This is a genomic window from Methylocystis sp. Se48, assembly GCF_056269425.1.
The window spans coordinates 266,226-282,211 of sequence record NZ_CM149850.1; the positions used below are offsets into that span (position 1 = coordinate 266,226).

The 15,986-nt window shown below is 65.5% G+C and carries 13 protein-coding genes and 1 tRNA gene; 10 read left to right on the forward strand and 4 right to left on the reverse strand.

Translation table 11 applies throughout. The annotated features are described in order from the left end of the window. Positions 1–52: 52 nt before the first annotated feature. Positions 53–2,380 carry a Tex family protein gene (locus ACV959_RS01315; RefSeq protein WP_475738135.1) on the forward strand — a complete coding sequence of 776 codons (2,328 nt, stop codon included), beginning with the start codon at positions 53–55 and terminating at the stop codon, positions 2,378–2,380. A gap of 73 nt (positions 2,381–2,453) precedes the next feature. On the opposite strand, the gene ACV959_RS01320 is transcribed toward ACV959_RS01315, so the two are convergent. Beyond that, positions 2,454–2,527, reverse strand: a tRNA-Gly gene (locus ACV959_RS01320). 174 nt (positions 2,528–2,701) lie between these two features. On the opposite strand from ACV959_RS01320, the gene ACV959_RS01325 reads away from it, so the two are divergent. Beyond that, complete coding sequence (locus tag ACV959_RS01325; protein ID WP_475738136.1) at positions 2,702–3,067, forward strand: TIGR02300 family protein; 366 nt, start codon at positions 2,702–2,704, stop codon at positions 3,065–3,067. 100 nt (positions 3,068–3,167) lie between these two features. Here the strand turns inward: ACV959_RS01325 and ACV959_RS01330 are convergent, their stop codons facing one another. Further along, positions 3,168–3,575 (reverse strand): Ros/MucR family transcriptional regulator, encoded by a 408-nt coding sequence (locus ACV959_RS01330; protein WP_475738137.1) that lies wholly within the window; start codon positions 3,573–3,575, stop codon positions 3,168–3,170. 357 nt (positions 3,576–3,932) lie between these two features. Between ACV959_RS01330 and acuI the strand changes: the two genes are divergently transcribed. Together acuI and greA are read left to right on the forward strand one after the other, a co-directional pair. Next, positions 3,933–4,919 (forward strand): acrylyl-CoA reductase (NADPH), encoded by a 987-nt coding sequence (gene acuI, locus ACV959_RS01335; protein ID WP_475738138.1) that lies wholly within the window; start codon positions 3,933–3,935, stop codon positions 4,917–4,919. A 145-nt stretch (positions 4,920–5,064) separates the two neighbouring features. Further along, entirely contained in the window at positions 5,065–5,532 is a 468-nt protein-coding gene (gene greA, locus ACV959_RS01340; RefSeq protein ID WP_475738139.1) for a transcription elongation factor GreA, read from the forward strand. Positions 5,533–5,567: 35 nt separating this feature from the next. Here the strand turns inward: greA and ACV959_RS01345 are convergent, their stop codons facing one another. Then, complete coding sequence (locus ACV959_RS01345; RefSeq protein WP_475738140.1) at positions 5,568–6,317, reverse strand: division plane positioning ATPase MipZ; 750 nt, start codon at positions 6,315–6,317, stop codon at positions 5,568–5,570. Between the two features lie 179 nt (positions 6,318–6,496). Here ACV959_RS01345 and ACV959_RS01350 point away from each other — a divergent pair, with 179 nt between their 5' ends. The 6 genes from ACV959_RS01350 to ACV959_RS01375 all read left to right on the forward strand — a co-directional run bounded on the left by ACV959_RS01350 (position 6,497) and on the right by ACV959_RS01375 (position 15,524). Further along, positions 6,497–7,807, forward strand: coding sequence for a replication-associated recombination protein A (locus ACV959_RS01350; RefSeq protein ID WP_475738141.1), 1,311 nt, complete (start codon positions 6,497–6,499; stop codon positions 7,805–7,807). Between the two features lie 187 nt (positions 7,808–7,994). Next, entirely contained in the window at positions 7,995–8,885 is an 891-nt protein-coding gene (locus ACV959_RS01355) for an outer membrane protein (RefSeq protein WP_475738142.1), read from the forward strand. 257 nt (positions 8,886–9,142) lie between these two features. Continuing rightward, positions 9,143–10,336: an efflux RND transporter periplasmic adaptor subunit gene (locus ACV959_RS01360; protein WP_475738143.1), complete on the forward strand. Its 1,194-nt coding sequence runs from the start codon at positions 9,143–9,145 to the stop codon at positions 10,334–10,336. A gap of 13 nt (positions 10,337–10,349) precedes the next feature. Next, positions 10,350–13,568: an efflux RND transporter permease subunit gene (locus ACV959_RS01365; protein ID WP_475738144.1), complete on the forward strand. Its 3,219-nt coding sequence runs from the start codon at positions 10,350–10,352 to the stop codon at positions 13,566–13,568. Continuing rightward, on the forward strand, positions 13,565–14,968 hold the full coding sequence (locus tag ACV959_RS01370) for a TolC family outer membrane protein (protein WP_475738145.1): 1,404 nt from the start codon (positions 13,565–13,567) through the stop codon (positions 14,966–14,968). Before ACV959_RS01365 ends, ACV959_RS01370 begins: the two co-directional genes overlap by 4 nt. 73 nt (positions 14,969–15,041) lie before the next feature. After that, complete coding sequence (locus ACV959_RS01375) at positions 15,042–15,524, forward strand: hypothetical protein (protein WP_475738146.1); 483 nt, start codon at positions 15,042–15,044, stop codon at positions 15,522–15,524. A gap of 80 nt (positions 15,525–15,604) precedes the next feature. Here ACV959_RS01375 and ACV959_RS01380 read toward each other — a convergent pair whose 3' ends face one another. Next, on the reverse strand, positions 15,605–15,844 hold the full coding sequence (locus ACV959_RS01380; protein ID WP_475738147.1) for a hypothetical protein: 240 nt from the start codon (positions 15,842–15,844) through the stop codon (positions 15,605–15,607). Positions 15,845–15,986 lie beyond the last annotated feature (142 nt).

The window sequence follows — 15,986 nt, forward strand, 5'->3', positions numbered from 1 at the left end:
GGCCGCTCGCCTTCGCTAAAAGCCTCGCTTCAATTGAAGGAGAGGCGGACATATGGCGTCGATCGTCGAGCGGCTGAGCGAGGAGCTTGCGGCGAAACCCTGGCAGGTGGAGGCCGCGATCGGCCTGCTCGACGGCGGCTCGACGGTGCCCTTCATCGCGCGCTACCGCAAGGAAGCCACGGGCCAGCTCGACGACGCGCAATTGCGCAAGCTTGAAGAGCGGCTGCGCTATCTGCGTGAACTCGAGGAGCGCCGCAAGGCGATTCTCGATTCGATCGAGTCGCAAGGGAAACTCGACGATGCGCTGCGGCGCGTCATCATGGAGGCGGACAACAAGGCGCGCCTCGAAGACATTTATCTACCCTACAAACCCAAGCGCCGCACAAAGGCGCAGATCGCGATCGAAGCCGGCCTCGCGCCGCTCGCCGAGGCGCTGCTCGCGTCGCCGGAAAAGGATCCGAGAGCGCAAGCCGAAGCTTTCGTCGACGCGGAAAAGAACGTCGCCACGGTGGAGGCGGCGCTCGAAGGGGCGCGCGCCATTCTCGTCGAGCGATTCGCGGAAGACGCCGATCTCATCGGCGCGCTGCGCGAGACCCACTGGCGCCAGGCCATCCTCAAATCCCGGCCGCGCGAGGGCAAGGAAGCGGCGGCAGTCAAATATTCCGATTATTTCGATTTCTCGCAACCGATCTCGAAACTGCCCTCCCATCGCATTCTCGCGCTGTTCCGCGGCGAGAGGGAAGAAATGCTGGAGCTCGAGATGTCGCCCGAGGCCGAGCCGGGGCTGGGGGGCTATGAGACCCGGATCGCGCGCCGCTACCAGATCGAGGACCGCGGCCGTCCCGGCGACAAATGGCTGCTCGAAACCGCGCGCTGGGCCTGGCGCACCAAGATCGAGCTGCATCTGTCGGTCGACGCGCGGTCGCGCCTGTGGCGATTCGCGGAGGAGGAGGCGATTCGCGTTTTTGCCGAAAATCTGCGCGACCTGCTGCTCGCCGCGCCCGCCGGCGCCCGCCCGACGATCGGCCTCGATCCCGGCTTCCGGACCGGCGTGAAAGTCGCCGTGATCGATGCGACGGGAAAGATCGTCGCGACGACCGCCATCTATCCGCATGAGCCGCAGCGGCGCTGGGACGAATCGATCGCGACGCTCGCGCGCCTCGCTCGCGAACACAAGATCGAGCTGATCGCCATCGGCAATGGGACAGCCTCGCGCGAGACGGACAGGCTCGCGGCCGAACTCATCTCGAAACATCCTGAATTGAAGCTCACCAAGGTCGTCGTGTCGGAAGCGGGCGCGTCGGTCTATTCGGCCTCTGAATACGCCTCGAAGGAATTGCCCGATCTCGACGTGTCGCTGCGCGGCGCCGCGTCCATCGCGCGGCGTCTCCAGGACCCGCTCGCGGAGCTTGTGAAGATCGAGCCGAAGTCGATCGGCGTCGGGCAGTATCAGCATGACGTGTCGGAGACGAAGCTCTCCCGGGCGCTCGACGCCGTGGTCGAGGATTGCGTGAACGCGGTCGGCGTCGACGTGAACACGGCGTCCGCGCCGCTGCTCGCGCGCGTGTCGGGGCTGAGCGAAACGCTCGCGGCCAACATCGTCGCCTACCGCGACGCCAATGGCCGTTTCCGCACGCGCGCCCAGCTCAAGGAGGTGCCGCGCCTCGGTCCCAAGGCTTTCGAGCAGAGCGCGGGCTTCCTGCGCATCATCGACGGCGACGATCCGCTGGACCGCTCCGGCGTGCATCCGGAAGCCTATCCTCTGGTGCGCCGCATCCTCGAGGCGGCGAAAACGGACATACGGTCGCTCATCGGCAATACGAACGAATTGCGCAAACTGAAGCCCGCGCAATTCGCCGACGAGACCTTCGGCGTTCCGACCGTCACCGACGTTCTCGCAGAACTCGAGAAGCCGGGCCGCGACCCGCGTCCCGCCTTCAAGACGGCGACGTTCCAGGAGGGCGTCGAGACGCTCGCCGATCTGAAGCCCGGCATGACGCTCGAAGGCGTCGTCACCAATGTCGCGGCCTTCGGCGCCTTCGTCGACATCGGCGTGCATCAGGACGGTCTGGTGCACGTTTCCGCCATGTTGAAGGAGTTCGTCAAAGACCCGCGCAGCGTCGTGAAGCCCGGCGACATCGTCAAGGTGAAGGTCATGGAAGTCGACGCGCCGCGAAAGCGCATCTCGCTCTCCATGCGCCTCGACGACGTTCCCGGCCAGCAGGCGAAGGGCGGCCAGGCGGGCGGTCCTGGCCGCGACATGAACCGTCCGCGGGGGCCGCAGCAGGGCCAAGCCCCGCGCGGCGGCAAGCCGGCAGGCGGACCCGGCGGCCTCGGCGAGGCGCTGCTCGCGGCGATGAAGCATAAGGGCGGGCGCTGAGCGCGCTTGGCCGGGAGCGGTCATCCGCTCCGCACGGCTTCCCCGTCGCGGCCGTTTCCGGCTGTGGGGCAATTGGAGCGGGTGAAGGGAATCGAACCCTCGTATTCAGCTTGGAAGGCTGCTGCTCTACCATTGAGCTACACCCGCAGCCCCTTTTCTATGCCAAGCCGCGCGGCGGTTTGCAATGGGCGAATGTCTGGTCCGCGCCGCCGGCATTTATCCATTTGACAGCGCCGCCGGACCCCACTAACCCGAGCGCCCGACGGTCAATCATTCGGGCGGGCGTTCCCACGCTGCTTCTTTCGTAAGGATCAACGAACCGTGGCCAAACCGGAACTCGGCGCCAAGCGCCAATGCCAGTCCTGCGCGACGAAATTCTACGACCTCAACAGGGACCCGATCGTCTGCCCGAAGTGCGGGACGATTTTCCAGGTCGCCGCCCTGTCGCGCGTCGCCAGCCGCGTCGAAGAGGATGAAAGCGATCTCGAGAAGGAGGGCGTCGATACGGTTTCGCTCGATGAGGTCGAGGAAAGCGAGGCCGCCGCCGAGGTCATCGACGTCGACGAGGACGTGGAGATCGAGGGCGCGGATGCGGACGACGACACCTTCCTCGAGGAAGAAGAAGGCGAGGACGACGACGTCGCCGGCCTGATCGACGGCGACATTGAGACGGACGACGAGGGCTGATTCGGCGCCCTCTCCGCTCTTGCGGCGACGGAGGGTGGAAAAAGGAAAACCCGCGGCTTTCCGGAAGCTGCGGGTTTTTTCTTGGCCGGAGGCGGCGGCGTTACTTGGTGCGGCGGCGGCGTTGCTGGCCGAGGCCCATCTGCTTGGCGAGGTTGGAGCGCGCCTTGGCGTAATTGGGAGCGACCATCGGATAATCGGCGGGCAGCCCCCACTTCTCGCGATATTCTTCCGGCGAGAGCCCGTATTGGGTGCGCAGATGGCGCTTGAGGCTTTTGAACTTCTTCCCGTCTTCGAGGCATATGATGTAGTCGTTCGTCACCGATTTTCTGACCGCGATCGCCGGCTTGGGCGGCTCGACCGGGGCCGCGACGACGCCGGAGCCCACGCGCAGCAGCGCGTTGTAGACTTCGTTGATCAGTCCCGGAAGGTCTCCGGCCGGAACTGAATTGTTGCTGACGTAAGCGGAGACGATGTCAGCAGCGAGTTCGATGTTGTTGGTGACGTTCATGGGGGCGCCTGTTGCCGTTTGTGGGCCTTGTGAGACTGCAGCCTCGTCCGCGGATGCGTCGCAGCTTCGAAATGGTTCGATCAACGTTCTTTACGCTTCGTGTTTCCGCCGAACATGAGAGGATTGCCAATAGAATAGCTCACTCAACTGCCTATATCAAGAATTATAAACCAAATTTCTCTTTAGTTCAGATTTTGAAATAAATGACGCAGTGTTTCCGCGGGCTTCCCGGTCTGGAGCTTCGAATGTAACTAGAGGGCTCGCCCGCAGGGCGTGCCAGGACGGGAAATTTTCACGTCTAGCGAGACGTCCGTCGGCGTCCGCATACTTGGGTCCAAGCAACGTCGGGAGCTCTTCGTGACCTCTTTCCGAGCCATCCGCGTCGAAAAGGACGCGCAAGACTATCGCGCCGCCTATGTGGAAATGGGGGAAAACGACCTGATGGCGGGCGACGTCGACCTCGACGTGATCTGTTCCGCGATCAATTACAAAGACGGTCTCGCCGTGACCGGAAAAGGGCCGGTCGTGCGGCGCTTTCCGATGATTCCGGGCGTCGATCTCGCCGGCCGCGTCACGCGATCGGACCATTCGGCCTTCGCGCCGGGCGATATCGTCGTCGCCACGGGCTGCGGCGTCGGCGAGGCCCATTACGGCGGCTTCGCGCAGAAGGCGCGGCTCAATGGCGACTGGCTCGTGAAACTGCCTGAATCATTGTCGCCAGAACGCGCGATGACCGTCGGCACGGCGGGACTGACGGCGGCTTTCTGCGTGCTGGCGCTCGAGCGTCACGGCCTGAGGCCGGCCGACGGCGCGGCCGTCGTCAGCGGCGCCTCGGGCGGCGTCGGCTCCTTCGCCGTGGCGCTTCTCGCGCGCGCGGGCTGGCGCGTGGCCGCGATCACGGGCCACGCCGCGGAAGCCGATTACCTGAAGTCCCTCGGCGCGGCGGAAATACTTGCGCGCGACGATTATTCGGCTCCAGGAAAGCCGCTGCAGGCCCAGCGATTCGCGGCCGGCGTCGATACGGTCGGCGGCGCGACGCTCGCCAATATTCTGTCCCAGACGCAATTCGACGGCGCGATCGCGGCTTGCGGCAATGTCGGCGGGATGGACCTGCCGGCGAGCGTCGCGCCCTTCATTCTGCGCGGCGTTTGCCTGCTCGGCGTCGAGAGCGTGCGGCCGCGGATCGCGCTGCGCCGGGAAGGCTGGGCGCGAATCGCGCGGGATCTCGATCCCGCGATGATTGACGCGATGCGCGAGACGATTCCTTTCGATCAGGCGCTCGAGCGCGCGCGCACGATCGTGACGGGCAAGATTCGCGGGCGCGTCGTGATTCGCATGCCCTGAGCGGCGCTTCGGGCGAGCGAGCGAATTGTCGCATCGCCGCGTCCGTTCTCGACTTTCGCGCCTCTCTGCGGTCTAATGCGCGCATCCGGCCCCCGCGAGGGCCGTTTGTTTTTTCTCGCCCTCCCCGGCCCCAAAGGTAGGACGCATGAGTTCGGCTTTCACCAAGGAACAGGAAGACGACAATCCGCGCGAAGACTTGCCCGATCGTCCCCTTAGTCCGCATCGCAATCTCGTGACGCCCGAGGGGCTCCAGCAGATCGACGACGCGCTGACCCGTTTGCATGCGGACATCGAGAAAGCGACGGCGGCGGACGACCGGCACGCGCTCGCGCTCGCGCAGCGCGACCTGCGCTACTGGACGGCGCGGCGGGCGAGCGCGGAAGTCGTGCGTCCCATCGCGGACCATTCGCATGTGCGCTTCGGCCATCGCGTCGTCGTCGAACTCGACGACGGCGAGCGCCGGACATTCCGTCTCGTCGGCGAGGACGAGGCGGATCCGGCGAAGGGCCTCATTCCCTATGTCGCGCCGCTCGCGCAGGCCCTGATGGGCAAGTCGGTCGGCGACAAGGCCGAGGTCGTCCATCACAGCGCGAAGATCGTCGAGATCGGATGAACTCCGCGCCGCGCGCCCAGGCGCGCGGCTGTCTCTCAGGCGGCTTTTTTCGCAGGTTTTTTCGCGCCTGCTTTCTTCGCCGCTTCGACAGGGGCCGCAGGGGCCGGCGCGGCCTTCGCGGGCGCTTTCTTCGTCGAGGCGTCTTTCGCGTCTTTCGCCGGCGCGCGTTTCAGCCGCCGCTTGATCGAGTTCCACAATTCGCGCATCTCCTGCGCGGCGACGCCGTCGGGGTTGTATTCGCCGACGCCGAGTCCGAGGCGCGCGGCCTCCTGATAATCGACGCGGGAGGAAACCAGCGGCGCGAGCAGTCCGCCCATCGCCTGCAAGGCCTTTGCGCCGATTTCGACGCGCGCCGACTGCTGCGACGGCGGGCATTGATTGAGCAGGAAAGCGTAGTCGCAACCGCTGTCCTTGATCTGCGCGCGCGTGACTTCGCTCGCCCAGAGATCGAAGGCGTTGGGCCGCGCCGGAATGACGCAGAGATCCGCGGCGCGCACGGCGGCGGCGGCGTGCTCGCTGTCCTGACCCGGCGCGTCGATCACAACGAGCGTCACGCCCTTCTTCTCGAGCGCGGCGAGCGCCTTTGACAGCTTCGCGGGCGGCACGTGCTCGACGCCGATGTCCGTGTTGCCGCGTGCGCCCGCCCATTTGACGAGCGTCTGCAGCGGATCGAGATCGATGATGAAGACGCGTTCCCCGGCGCCGCGCGCCGCGACGGCGACGCTGCTCGCAAGCGTGCTCTTGCCTGCGCCTCCCTTTTGCGTGACGAAAGCGATGGTCCGCATTTGTTCGTTCCGTTGTTGAATGTGCCGACGCTGCGAAAGCCTTACGCGGAAGAACGCCATTTTCGACAATTTGCGGGCTTGGCCCGCCGAATCGACTTGACTCGCGCAAAGTTAATCGTTGGTTGACGCGCCGTCGAGGCGGTATTCAAAGTTGAACGCGAGAGAATAACGACAAGCTGATGCCCGACCTCTTCGAAGCCGCGAAACTCGAGAAAGGCGCCCCGCGCCCGCTCGCCGATCGCTTGCGTCCGACGCGTCTCGATGACGTCGCCGGGCAGGATCATCTGCTTGGCCCTGAAGGCGCCCTCGCGCGGCTCATTCGCGCCGGTTCGCTCGGTTCGCTGATTTTCTGGGGGCCCCCCGGCACCGGAAAGACAACCGTTGCGCGGCTCCTCGCGCATGAGACCAGGCTTGCTTTCGTGCAGATCTCGGCGATTTTTTCGGGCGTCGCCGATCTCAAGAAGACGTTCGAGGCGGCGCGCGCGCGGCGCGCGGCGGGGCAGGGCACGCTGCTCTTCGTCGATGAAATTCATCGCTTCAACCGCGCGCAGCAGGACAGTTTCCTCCCCGTCATGGAAGACGGAACCGTTACGCTAATTGGCGCGACGACGGAAAACCCCTCCTTCGAACTCAACGCCGCTCTCCTCTCCCGCGCGCGCGTGATGACCTTCAAGCCGCTCGACGCCGCGGCGATCGAAAAACTGCTCGCGCGCGCCGAAGCGGCCGAGGGAAAGCAATTGCCGCTCGACGCGGACGCGCGCGCGGCGCTCGTCGCCATGGCGGACGGCGACGGCCGCGCGGCGCTGACGCTCGCCGAGGAAATCTGGCGCGCGGCGCGCGACGGCGAGATGTTCGACCGCGCCGGGCTCTCGGAAGCGGTTCAGCGCCGCGCGCCGATCTACGACAAGGCGCAGGAAGGCCACTACAATCTCATCAGCGCGCTTCACAAATGCGTGCGCGGCTCGGATCCGGACGCGGCGCTGTATTATCTCGCGCGCATGCTCGACGCCGGCGAAGACCCGCTCTTTCTCGCGCGGCGCATCGTGCGCATGGCGGTCGAGGACATCGGACTGGCGGACCCGCAGGCGCTCGTCGTCGCCAACGCCGCAAAGGACGCCTACGACTTCCTCGGCTCCCCGGAGGGCGAACTCGCGCTGGCGCAGGCGGTGATCTACGTCGCGACCGCGCCCAAGTCCAACGCCGCGTACGTCGCCTACAAGAAAGCCCGCCGCCTCGCCGCGGAAAAGGGCTCCCTCATGCCCCCGAAGATCATTCTCAACGCGCCGACGAAGCTCATGCGAGAGGAAGGCTATGGGGAGGGCTACGAATACGACCACGACGCGCCGGACGCCTTCTCCGGCCAGAACTACTGGCCCGAATCGCTTGAGCGCCAGAAGCTCTACCGGCCGGTCGAACGCGGATTCGAACGCGAACTTTCCAAGCGGCTCGACTATTGGGAGCGACTGCGCCGCGAACGCGGTGAAAAATAGCTTTCCAGGGGTCGATTCTGTTGCGGAATTGTCACGCGGCTGGGCAAACGCGCTGCACAAGCCTTGCTCAGCCCGCCTTTTCATTGACCGTGTCCGACCACTGGCCGTAAGTCTGACGGCGACGGCGGGGATGTCGCGGGGAGCGACGACAGCCGCAACAGATTGATTACTTACGAGGGCGTCACAAATGACCAAATTGCCTGTCGCCGCCGGCCTCGCGCTGGCGCTCGTCGCCGGATCGGCGGTCGCCGCCGACCTTCCCTCGCGCAAGGGCCCGCCGGTTCTGCCCCCGCCGCCGGCTCCCATATTCAGCTGGACCGGCCTCTACGGCGGTGTGAACATCGGCTACGGCTTCAGCGCCGGCGGCAACTGGACCGGCGCCCAGACGGCCGGCACGTTCAATCAGGCGCTTGGCGTAATACCGGGCGGCGCGGCCTGGTCGCAGGCGACGGACCTCAACGGCGTCGTCGGCGGCGGCCAGATCGGCTACAACTATCAGTTCTCGCCCTGGCTGGTGCTCGGCTTCGAAACCGACATTCAGGCGAGCGACCTGAACCACAACAACTCGGCCTTCGCGCCGCTCGGCCTGCCCTTCGCGCCCGGCACTTTCGGCTACGCCACTGGCGGCCAGCATGTCGACTGGTTCGGCACGGTTCGCGGCCGCATCGGCCTCGTCATGCCGTCTTGGCCGAATCTCATGGTCTACGGCACGGGCGGCTTCGCCTATGGCGGCGTGAACGACCTCTACAGCTACACCATGGCCACGCCGTTCTTCCCTCCGGCGGGCGCGATGGTGCAGGGTCAGGGCGTTTACGACAACACCTCGACCGGCTGGACGGCTGGCGGCGGCGTGGAATGGACCCCGATGTCCTTCCCGTCCTTCTCGCTCAAGGTCGAGTATCTCTACACCGATCTCGGCACCGTCACCCACAATGTGCTGAGCGTCGTGAACACCAATATGAACGGCTGGGCCGCCTCGACCGTTTCGTCGCCCTACCGCTGGCACACGGTTCGCGCCGGCCTGAACTGGCACTTTAACCCGTTCGGCTCGTCCGCGCCGGTCCTGGCGAAATACTGAGTTCCTTCCGCGAAGGAAATCGAATGGAGCCCGGCCCTCGCGGCCGGGCTTTTTCGTTCCGGCCGGAACGCATTGTCGTTATTGCGGCTCCTCAGCGCATGGACGCGAATCGCGGGAGGCGGTAAAAGCCCACGTCCGCGTCGCCGAGGGATTCGACTCTCCTCGTCCGTCGCCGTCGATGGCGTGGACGAACCGGCGGCGCCAGGAAGAATTCAAGGGCGTTGCGGCCGCTGCGCCACGGAGCCCGACTGCCGACGATGTCTCGCCATCTCACACTCGTCCTCGCGATTCTTGCAAGTCTGGCGGTCGGCGCGTCTCTGCCCGGCCTCCTCGGGCGTTTCGCCGGCGCGCCCGCGCCCGCTGGCCCCGAGGGCGAAAAGACCGGCGCGGGAGCCGCGCCCGAAGGCCTCGTGAGACTGTCGGCCGAACAGATCGACGCCGCGAAGATCGGCCTTGCCAAGGCCGGCCCCGGCGTTCTGAAGCGCCAGATCACCGTTCCCGCCGCCCTGAAGCCGGACCCCGACCATCTCGCGCGCGTCGCCGCCAAGGTTTCCGGCGTCGTCGCGGAAATGCGCAAGAAGCTTGGCGATGAGACAGCGAAAAACGAGACGGTCGCCGTCATCGATTCGCGCGAGGTTGCCGACGCCAAGAGCGAATATCTCGCAGCGCTCGCCAATTTCGACCTGCAATCCGCGCTCTTCCAGCGCGAGAAGGGGCTCTTCGAAAAGAAGATCACCGCCGAGCAGCTTTTTCTCAAGGCGAAAGCCGCCTTCACCGAGGCGAGGCTGCGGCTCGACCTCGCCCGCGGCAAGCTCGCCGCGCTCGATCTGTCGGAGGCCGAGATCGCGGCGCTCGCCGCCCAGCCGATCGCCCGCCTGCGCGAAAAGGAGCTCCGTGCGCAGATCAAGGGCCGCGTGATCGAGCGCCTCGCCAATATCGGCCAGCCGGTGACGCCCGAGACCGAGATTTACGTCCTCGCCGATCTCTCGGAAATCGAGGCTGATCTTGCCGTTCCGGTGGCGTCCCTCGCGAACCTGCGCGTCGGCCAGCCGGTCGTTCTGAAGGGGCCGGACGGGCGCAGTTTCGAGGGCGCGGTGCGCGTAGTCAGCGCCGTCGTCACGCCCGAGACGCGCACCGGCCATGTCATCGCCGGTTTCAGGAACCCCGATCTCGCGCTCCATCCAGGCGTGCTGCTCAACGCCGAGATCGCGCTGGATCAGAGCCCCGCGAAGGTTCTCGTTCCGCGCGCGGCGGTGCAGCTCGTTCATAACGAGCCAACCGTGTTCGTGCGCGTGAAGGAAGGTTTCCAGAAGCGCGTCATCGAATTGGGGGAGGGCGACGAAAGTTCCGTCGAGGTCGTCAAGGGCCTGTCGCCCGGCGAGACGATCGCGACCGACAACAGCTTCGTTCTAAAGGCCGAGGCCGGCAAGAGCGAGATTCCGGAGGAGTGAGCGCGCCAAGCCCATGATGCAGCGGATCATCGCCTTTTCGGTTCACAACCGCTGGCTGGTCGTCCTTCTGGTCGCGCTCGTCGGCGCGTTCGGCGTGTGGGCGCTCGCCCATCTGCCGATCGACGCCGTGCCGGACATCACCAACAATCAGGTCCAGATCAACGCCCGTGCGCCCGCGCTCTCCGCTTTCGAAATGGAGAAGCAGGTCACCTATCCGATCGAGAACGCGCTCTCCGGCATTCCGGGTCTTGAATATACGCGCTCGCTGTCGCGCAACGGCTTCGCGCAGGTGACGGCGGTTTTCTCCGACAGCGTCGACATCTATTTCGCCCGCCAGCAGGTGAACGAGCGCATCGCCCAGGCGCGCGAGGATTTTCCGCCCTCGGTGGAATTGCGCATGGGGCCGATCGCGACGGGCCTGTCCGAAATCTATATGTGGTCCGTGCGCTACAGGGAGCCGCATGTTGTCGCGCGCGAGGGCGACGCCGGCTGGCGGCGGGACGGCGCCTATCTCACGCCGGAGGGCGCGGTGTTGCGCACGCCGGTCGAACTCGAGTCCTATCTGCGCACCGTGCAGGACTGGATCATCCGGCCGCAATTGCGCACCGTGCCCGGCGTCGCGGGCGTCGATTCGCTCGGCGGCTATATGCGCCAGTACCACGTGCAGCCGGACCCGGCGAAGCTGATGTCGCTCGGCCTTTCCTTCGGCGATCTCGCCACGACGATCGCGAAGAACAACGTCAGCCGCGGCGCCGGCTATGTGGAGCGCAACGGAGAGGGGCTCGTCGTGCGAAGCGGCGGGCGCCTAGAGACCGTCGAGGACATCGCCAATGTCGTGGCGACGACGCGAAACGGCGTGCCCGTGCGCGTGCGCGACATTGCGAGCGTCGCCATCGGCAAGGAACTGCGCACCGGCAGCGCCAGCATGAACGGCGAGGAGGTCGTGATCGGCACCGCTCTCATGCTGATCGGCGCCAACAGCCGCACCGTCTCCGCCGCGGTCGACGAGAAAATGAAGACGATCATCAAATCGCTGCCGCCGGGGATCGAGGTCAAGACGATCCTCAACCGGACAACGCTCGTCGACGCGACGATCAAGACAGTGGCGAAAAACCTCGCCGAGGGCGCCGGCCTCGTCATCCTCGTTCTCTTCGTGATGCTGAGCAACTTCCGGGCGGCGCTGGTGACGGCGACGGTCATTCCCGTGACGATGCTCTTTCTCGCCATCGGCATGTATCTCGGCAAGATCAGCGCCAATCTGATGAGTCTCGGCGCGCTCGATTTCGGCCTCATCGCGGACGGCGCCATCATCGTGGCAGAGAACAGCCTGCGCCGCCTCTCGGAGCGCCAGCACGCCGTCGGGCGCATGCTCACGGCCGAGGAGCGCCACGACACGGTGATCGACGCCGCCGTCGAAATGCGCCGTCCCACCGTCTACGGCCAGTCGATCATCATTCTTGTCTATCTGCCGATCCTGAGTTTTTCGGGCGTCGAGGGGAAGATGTTCCATCCGATGGCGATGACCGTCATCATCGCGCTGCTGTCGGAGTTCGTGCTCTCGCTCACCTTCTTCCCGGCGATGATCGCGCTGTTCGTGTCGGGGCACGCGGATGAGCGCGAGAATGCGCTCGTCCTGGGGATGAAGCGCGTCTACGAGCCGGTGCTGCGATGGGCCATGGCGGCGCCGCTGAAAGTGATGGCGATCGCGCTCGGCGCTTTCGTCGTCGCGGTCCTTCTTTACATGAACCTCGGACAGGAGTTCATTCCCAAGCTCGACGAGAAGAATCTCGCGATGCAGGCCAATCGCATTCCCAGCGCCTCGCTCACGCAATCGCAGGCGATGCAACTCGACATCGAAAACGCCATCCGAACCTTGCCGCAGGTGGATTACGTCTTCTCCAAGACCGGCACGGCCGAAGTCGCGACCGACCCCATGCCGCCCAATCTCACCGACACTTTCATCATGTTGAAGCCGGAGAGCGCGTGGCCGGACCCGCATCTCTCCAAGGACCGGCTGATCGAGGACATCACGGCGAAGATCGAGAAGCTGCCCGGCAACGCCTATGAATTCTCGCAGCCCATCCAGCTGCGCTTCAACGAGCTTCTCGCCGGCGTGCGCGGCGATATCGCGGTGAAGGTTTTCGGCGAGGATTTCGACGCCATGCTCAAGGCGGCCAATCACATCGCAGCCATCTTGCGGTCGACCCCCGGCGCGGAAGACGTGAAGGTCGAGCAGGTGACGGGCCTGCCCGTGCTCGACATCAAGGTCGACAAAGGCGCCATCGCCCGCTACGGCCTCAGCCTCGCCGCGGTTCAGGATACGATTGGCGCCGCGATCGGCGGCGAACCCGCCGGCATGATCTTCGAGGGCGACCGCCGCTTCCCGGTCCTCGTTCGTCTGCGCGACAATCTGCGTGAGGACGCGAGCGCGCTTGAGACGATCCCCGTCTCGCTGCCGCCCGACGCGCAGGGCCATGTCGCGACCGTGCAGCTCAAACAGGTCGCGAGCTTCTCGGAGATCGACGGGCAGAACCAGATTTCGCGCGAGAACGGCAAGCGGCGCGTGGTGGTGAGCGCGAATGTGCGCGGCCGCGACATCGCCTCGGTCGTCAACGAGGCGCGCGCCAAGGTCGATGCGAAAGTTCAGATCCCGGCCGGCTATTGGATCGAATGGGGCGGACAGTTCGAAAATCTCGCGGCGGCGCGCGCGCGTCTGATGATCGTCGTGCCGGTCTGCTTCTTCATGATCTTCCTTTTGCTCTATTCGGCGCTCGGCTCGGCGCGCGACGCGCTGCTCGTATTTTCCGCCGTGCCGCTCGCGCTCATCGGCGGCGTGCTGGCGCTATGGCTGCGCGGCATGCCGATGTCCGTCTCGGCGGCGGTAGGCTTCATCGCCCTGTCCGGCGTCGCTGTGCTCAACGGCCTCGTCATGCGCACCTACATCCATCAGTTGATGGTCAGCGGCGTCCCCGAACTCGAGGCGATCTTCACGGGCGCGATGACGCGACTTCGTCCCGTCTCGATGACCGCCCTCGTGGCCTCGCTCGGATTCGTGCCCATGGCGCTCGCAACTTCGACGGGGGCCGAGGTGCAGCGCCCCATTGCGACCGTCGTCATCGGCGGCCTCATCAGCGCGACGCTGCTCACGCTCATCGTGTTGCCAGCGCTCTACGCCTTTTTCGGCGAGGACGAGACAGCGCTCGCCGCCGCGCGCAAACGGGAGGCCGCGTGACCCACGCGCGCCGCGCCCTTTTTCTCGCGTTCTGTTTTCTCGCCCATCCGGCGCGCGGGGAAACGCTCGAGGGCGCATTGCAGCGCGCCTACGACAATAGCCCCGTCATCAATTCGAGCCGCGCCGGGGTGCGCGCCCTCGATGAGAAAGTGCCGCAGGCGCTTTCCGGCATGCGGCCGCGCGCCAGCGCCGGAGCCTTCCTCGGCGCGCAGGACAATCGCGCGGTGACGCGCCAGTTCGACATCGATTTGCGCGATCCGACCCTGCGTGCGCCGACGAAGAGCATCCAGACCGGCGGCAGCATGCCGCGCGCCGCCAACTTCACGATCGAGCAGCCGGTCTTCGACGGCTTCAAAACGCAAAACGCCGCGCGCATGGCGGAAACCAACGTACTCGGCGGCCGCGAACGCCTGCGCCTCACCGAGCAGCGCGTGCTCTTTGCCGCCGTCTCCGCCTATATGAACGTTCTACGCGACACGGCGGCGCTCAAATTGCAGGAAAACAACGTCGCCGTTCTAAGCGAGCAATTGCGCCAGACGAAAGAACGCTACGCCTACGGCCAGATCACGCTGACCGACATCGCGCAGGCGGAGGCGCGTCTCGCCGCCGGGCAGTCGCTCGTCGGCCAGGCGCGCGCGGCGCTGGAGGCGAGCGTCGGCGCCTATCGTCAGACGATCGGCGCGGAGCCGAAGCGGCTCGCGCCCGGCGCGCCCGTCGACCGCCTGCTGCCGAAGACGCGCGAGGAGGTCGAGCGCATCGCGCAGGCGGAGCATCCCGTCATTTTGGCCGCGCTGCACGACGCCGACGCCGCCGATCTCGACATCAAGGTTCTCGAGTCCGATTTCATGCCGAAATTGTCGATCGTCGGGAACGTCTACACGCAAACCGACATTTCCGGCGTCTACAATCGCAACATCGGCGCTTCAATCGGCGGGCGTCTGAACGTGCCGCTCTACGAAGGCGGCCTGACCTCGTCGCAGGTGCGCGAGGCCAAGGAAATCGCTGGCCAGCGCAAGCTCGACGTCGATGTCGCGCGCGCCGATCTCATTGCGCTCGTGCGCGCCAACTGGGGCGCGCTGCAGGCGGCGAAAACGCAGATCGCCGCCGCGCAGACACAGATCGCCGCCGCGGAGCGCGCGCTCTACGGCGTGCGCGAGGAGGCCAAGGCCGGCCAGCGCACGACGCTCGACATTCTCAATGCGCAGCAGGAATTGCTGAACGCGCGCATCGGCCTTCTCTTCGCGCAGCGCGAGCGCGTCGTCGCCTCCTACGCGGTGCTCGCCGCCATGGGACGCCTCTCCACCGAGACGCTGCGTCTCGGCGACGCCCGTTACGATCCTTCGCGCCACTTCGATCAGGTGAAGGATATGTGGGGCGGGACGGCGACGCCGGAGCGTTGAAGACTTTTCGGCGAAAGCGCATTACTCTGCGCCGCAATCGTCGCCCGGCGACGCAACGAAAAGAGGAAACGCAATGCGAGGCGCTTACCTGAAAATCATTGCTGCGGCTCTCGCCGCGGCGCCGTTCGCCGCCAGCCCGGCCGCGGCGATTTGCTGGCTCGGCTGCGGCGATCCCACCGAGGCCCACGCCCGGCAGATCTTCGAGAATCTCCTCCCGCAGCGTTTCGACAAGCCCGGCAAGATCCTCGAATTCAAGCAGACCATGTCCGAACCGCTTGAGATGCATGCGACCGGGGAAAAGGGTTACGAGATTTTCTTCAACGCCAAAGTGCAGTTTCCCGAGGGCGCCAATCTCGACTGCAAGCCGGACGACGCCGGCAAGTTCAAGGACGGCTGTTCGCCGAGCAAGCATTACGTGACGTCGCCGCGCTCGGCCGATCCGAAGGGCAGGCAATATGTGGCGCCCGGCGAGACGGTCGTCTTCGACGAAGAATATCGCTTCTACGAGGATCCCAACGGCTGGAAGGGCCCGGACGGCAACGTCTATCGGCAGTAAAAAAATTATGGGCGCGCAATTCATGCGCGCCCCTGTGTTTCAAAACGCCTTTCCTCGACGGAAAGCGCGCCTCTCCGCTCTTAGTCGAGCAGCTTGTCGTTCTGCGGGCAGCCCGCCTTCTCGTTGCAGGCATGGAAGCTGGCGCGCAGCTCGTCCTTGTTCGCGCCGTAGTTCATCTTACGGGCGAGATATTCGTCGTAGCACTTCGACGCCGCCGCAGCCTGCTTGTCTTCGTCGGCCTTGCGCGTGTCGCAGTCGGCGAAAGCGGGGGTCATGCCGGCGACGAGGGCGAGCGCCGTGACAAAGGCGAATTTCTTCATTCTGTGGTTTCCTCTGCTTCTTCTAAGCTTGATTGGCTTGCTGATTGCGTTTGAACCCATCCCGCCGTAAACAGTACCGGCCCCAAAGATCGCGGCAAGCGCGTTGGACGATGGCGGATGAATTGCCGTGTGTCAATCGCGG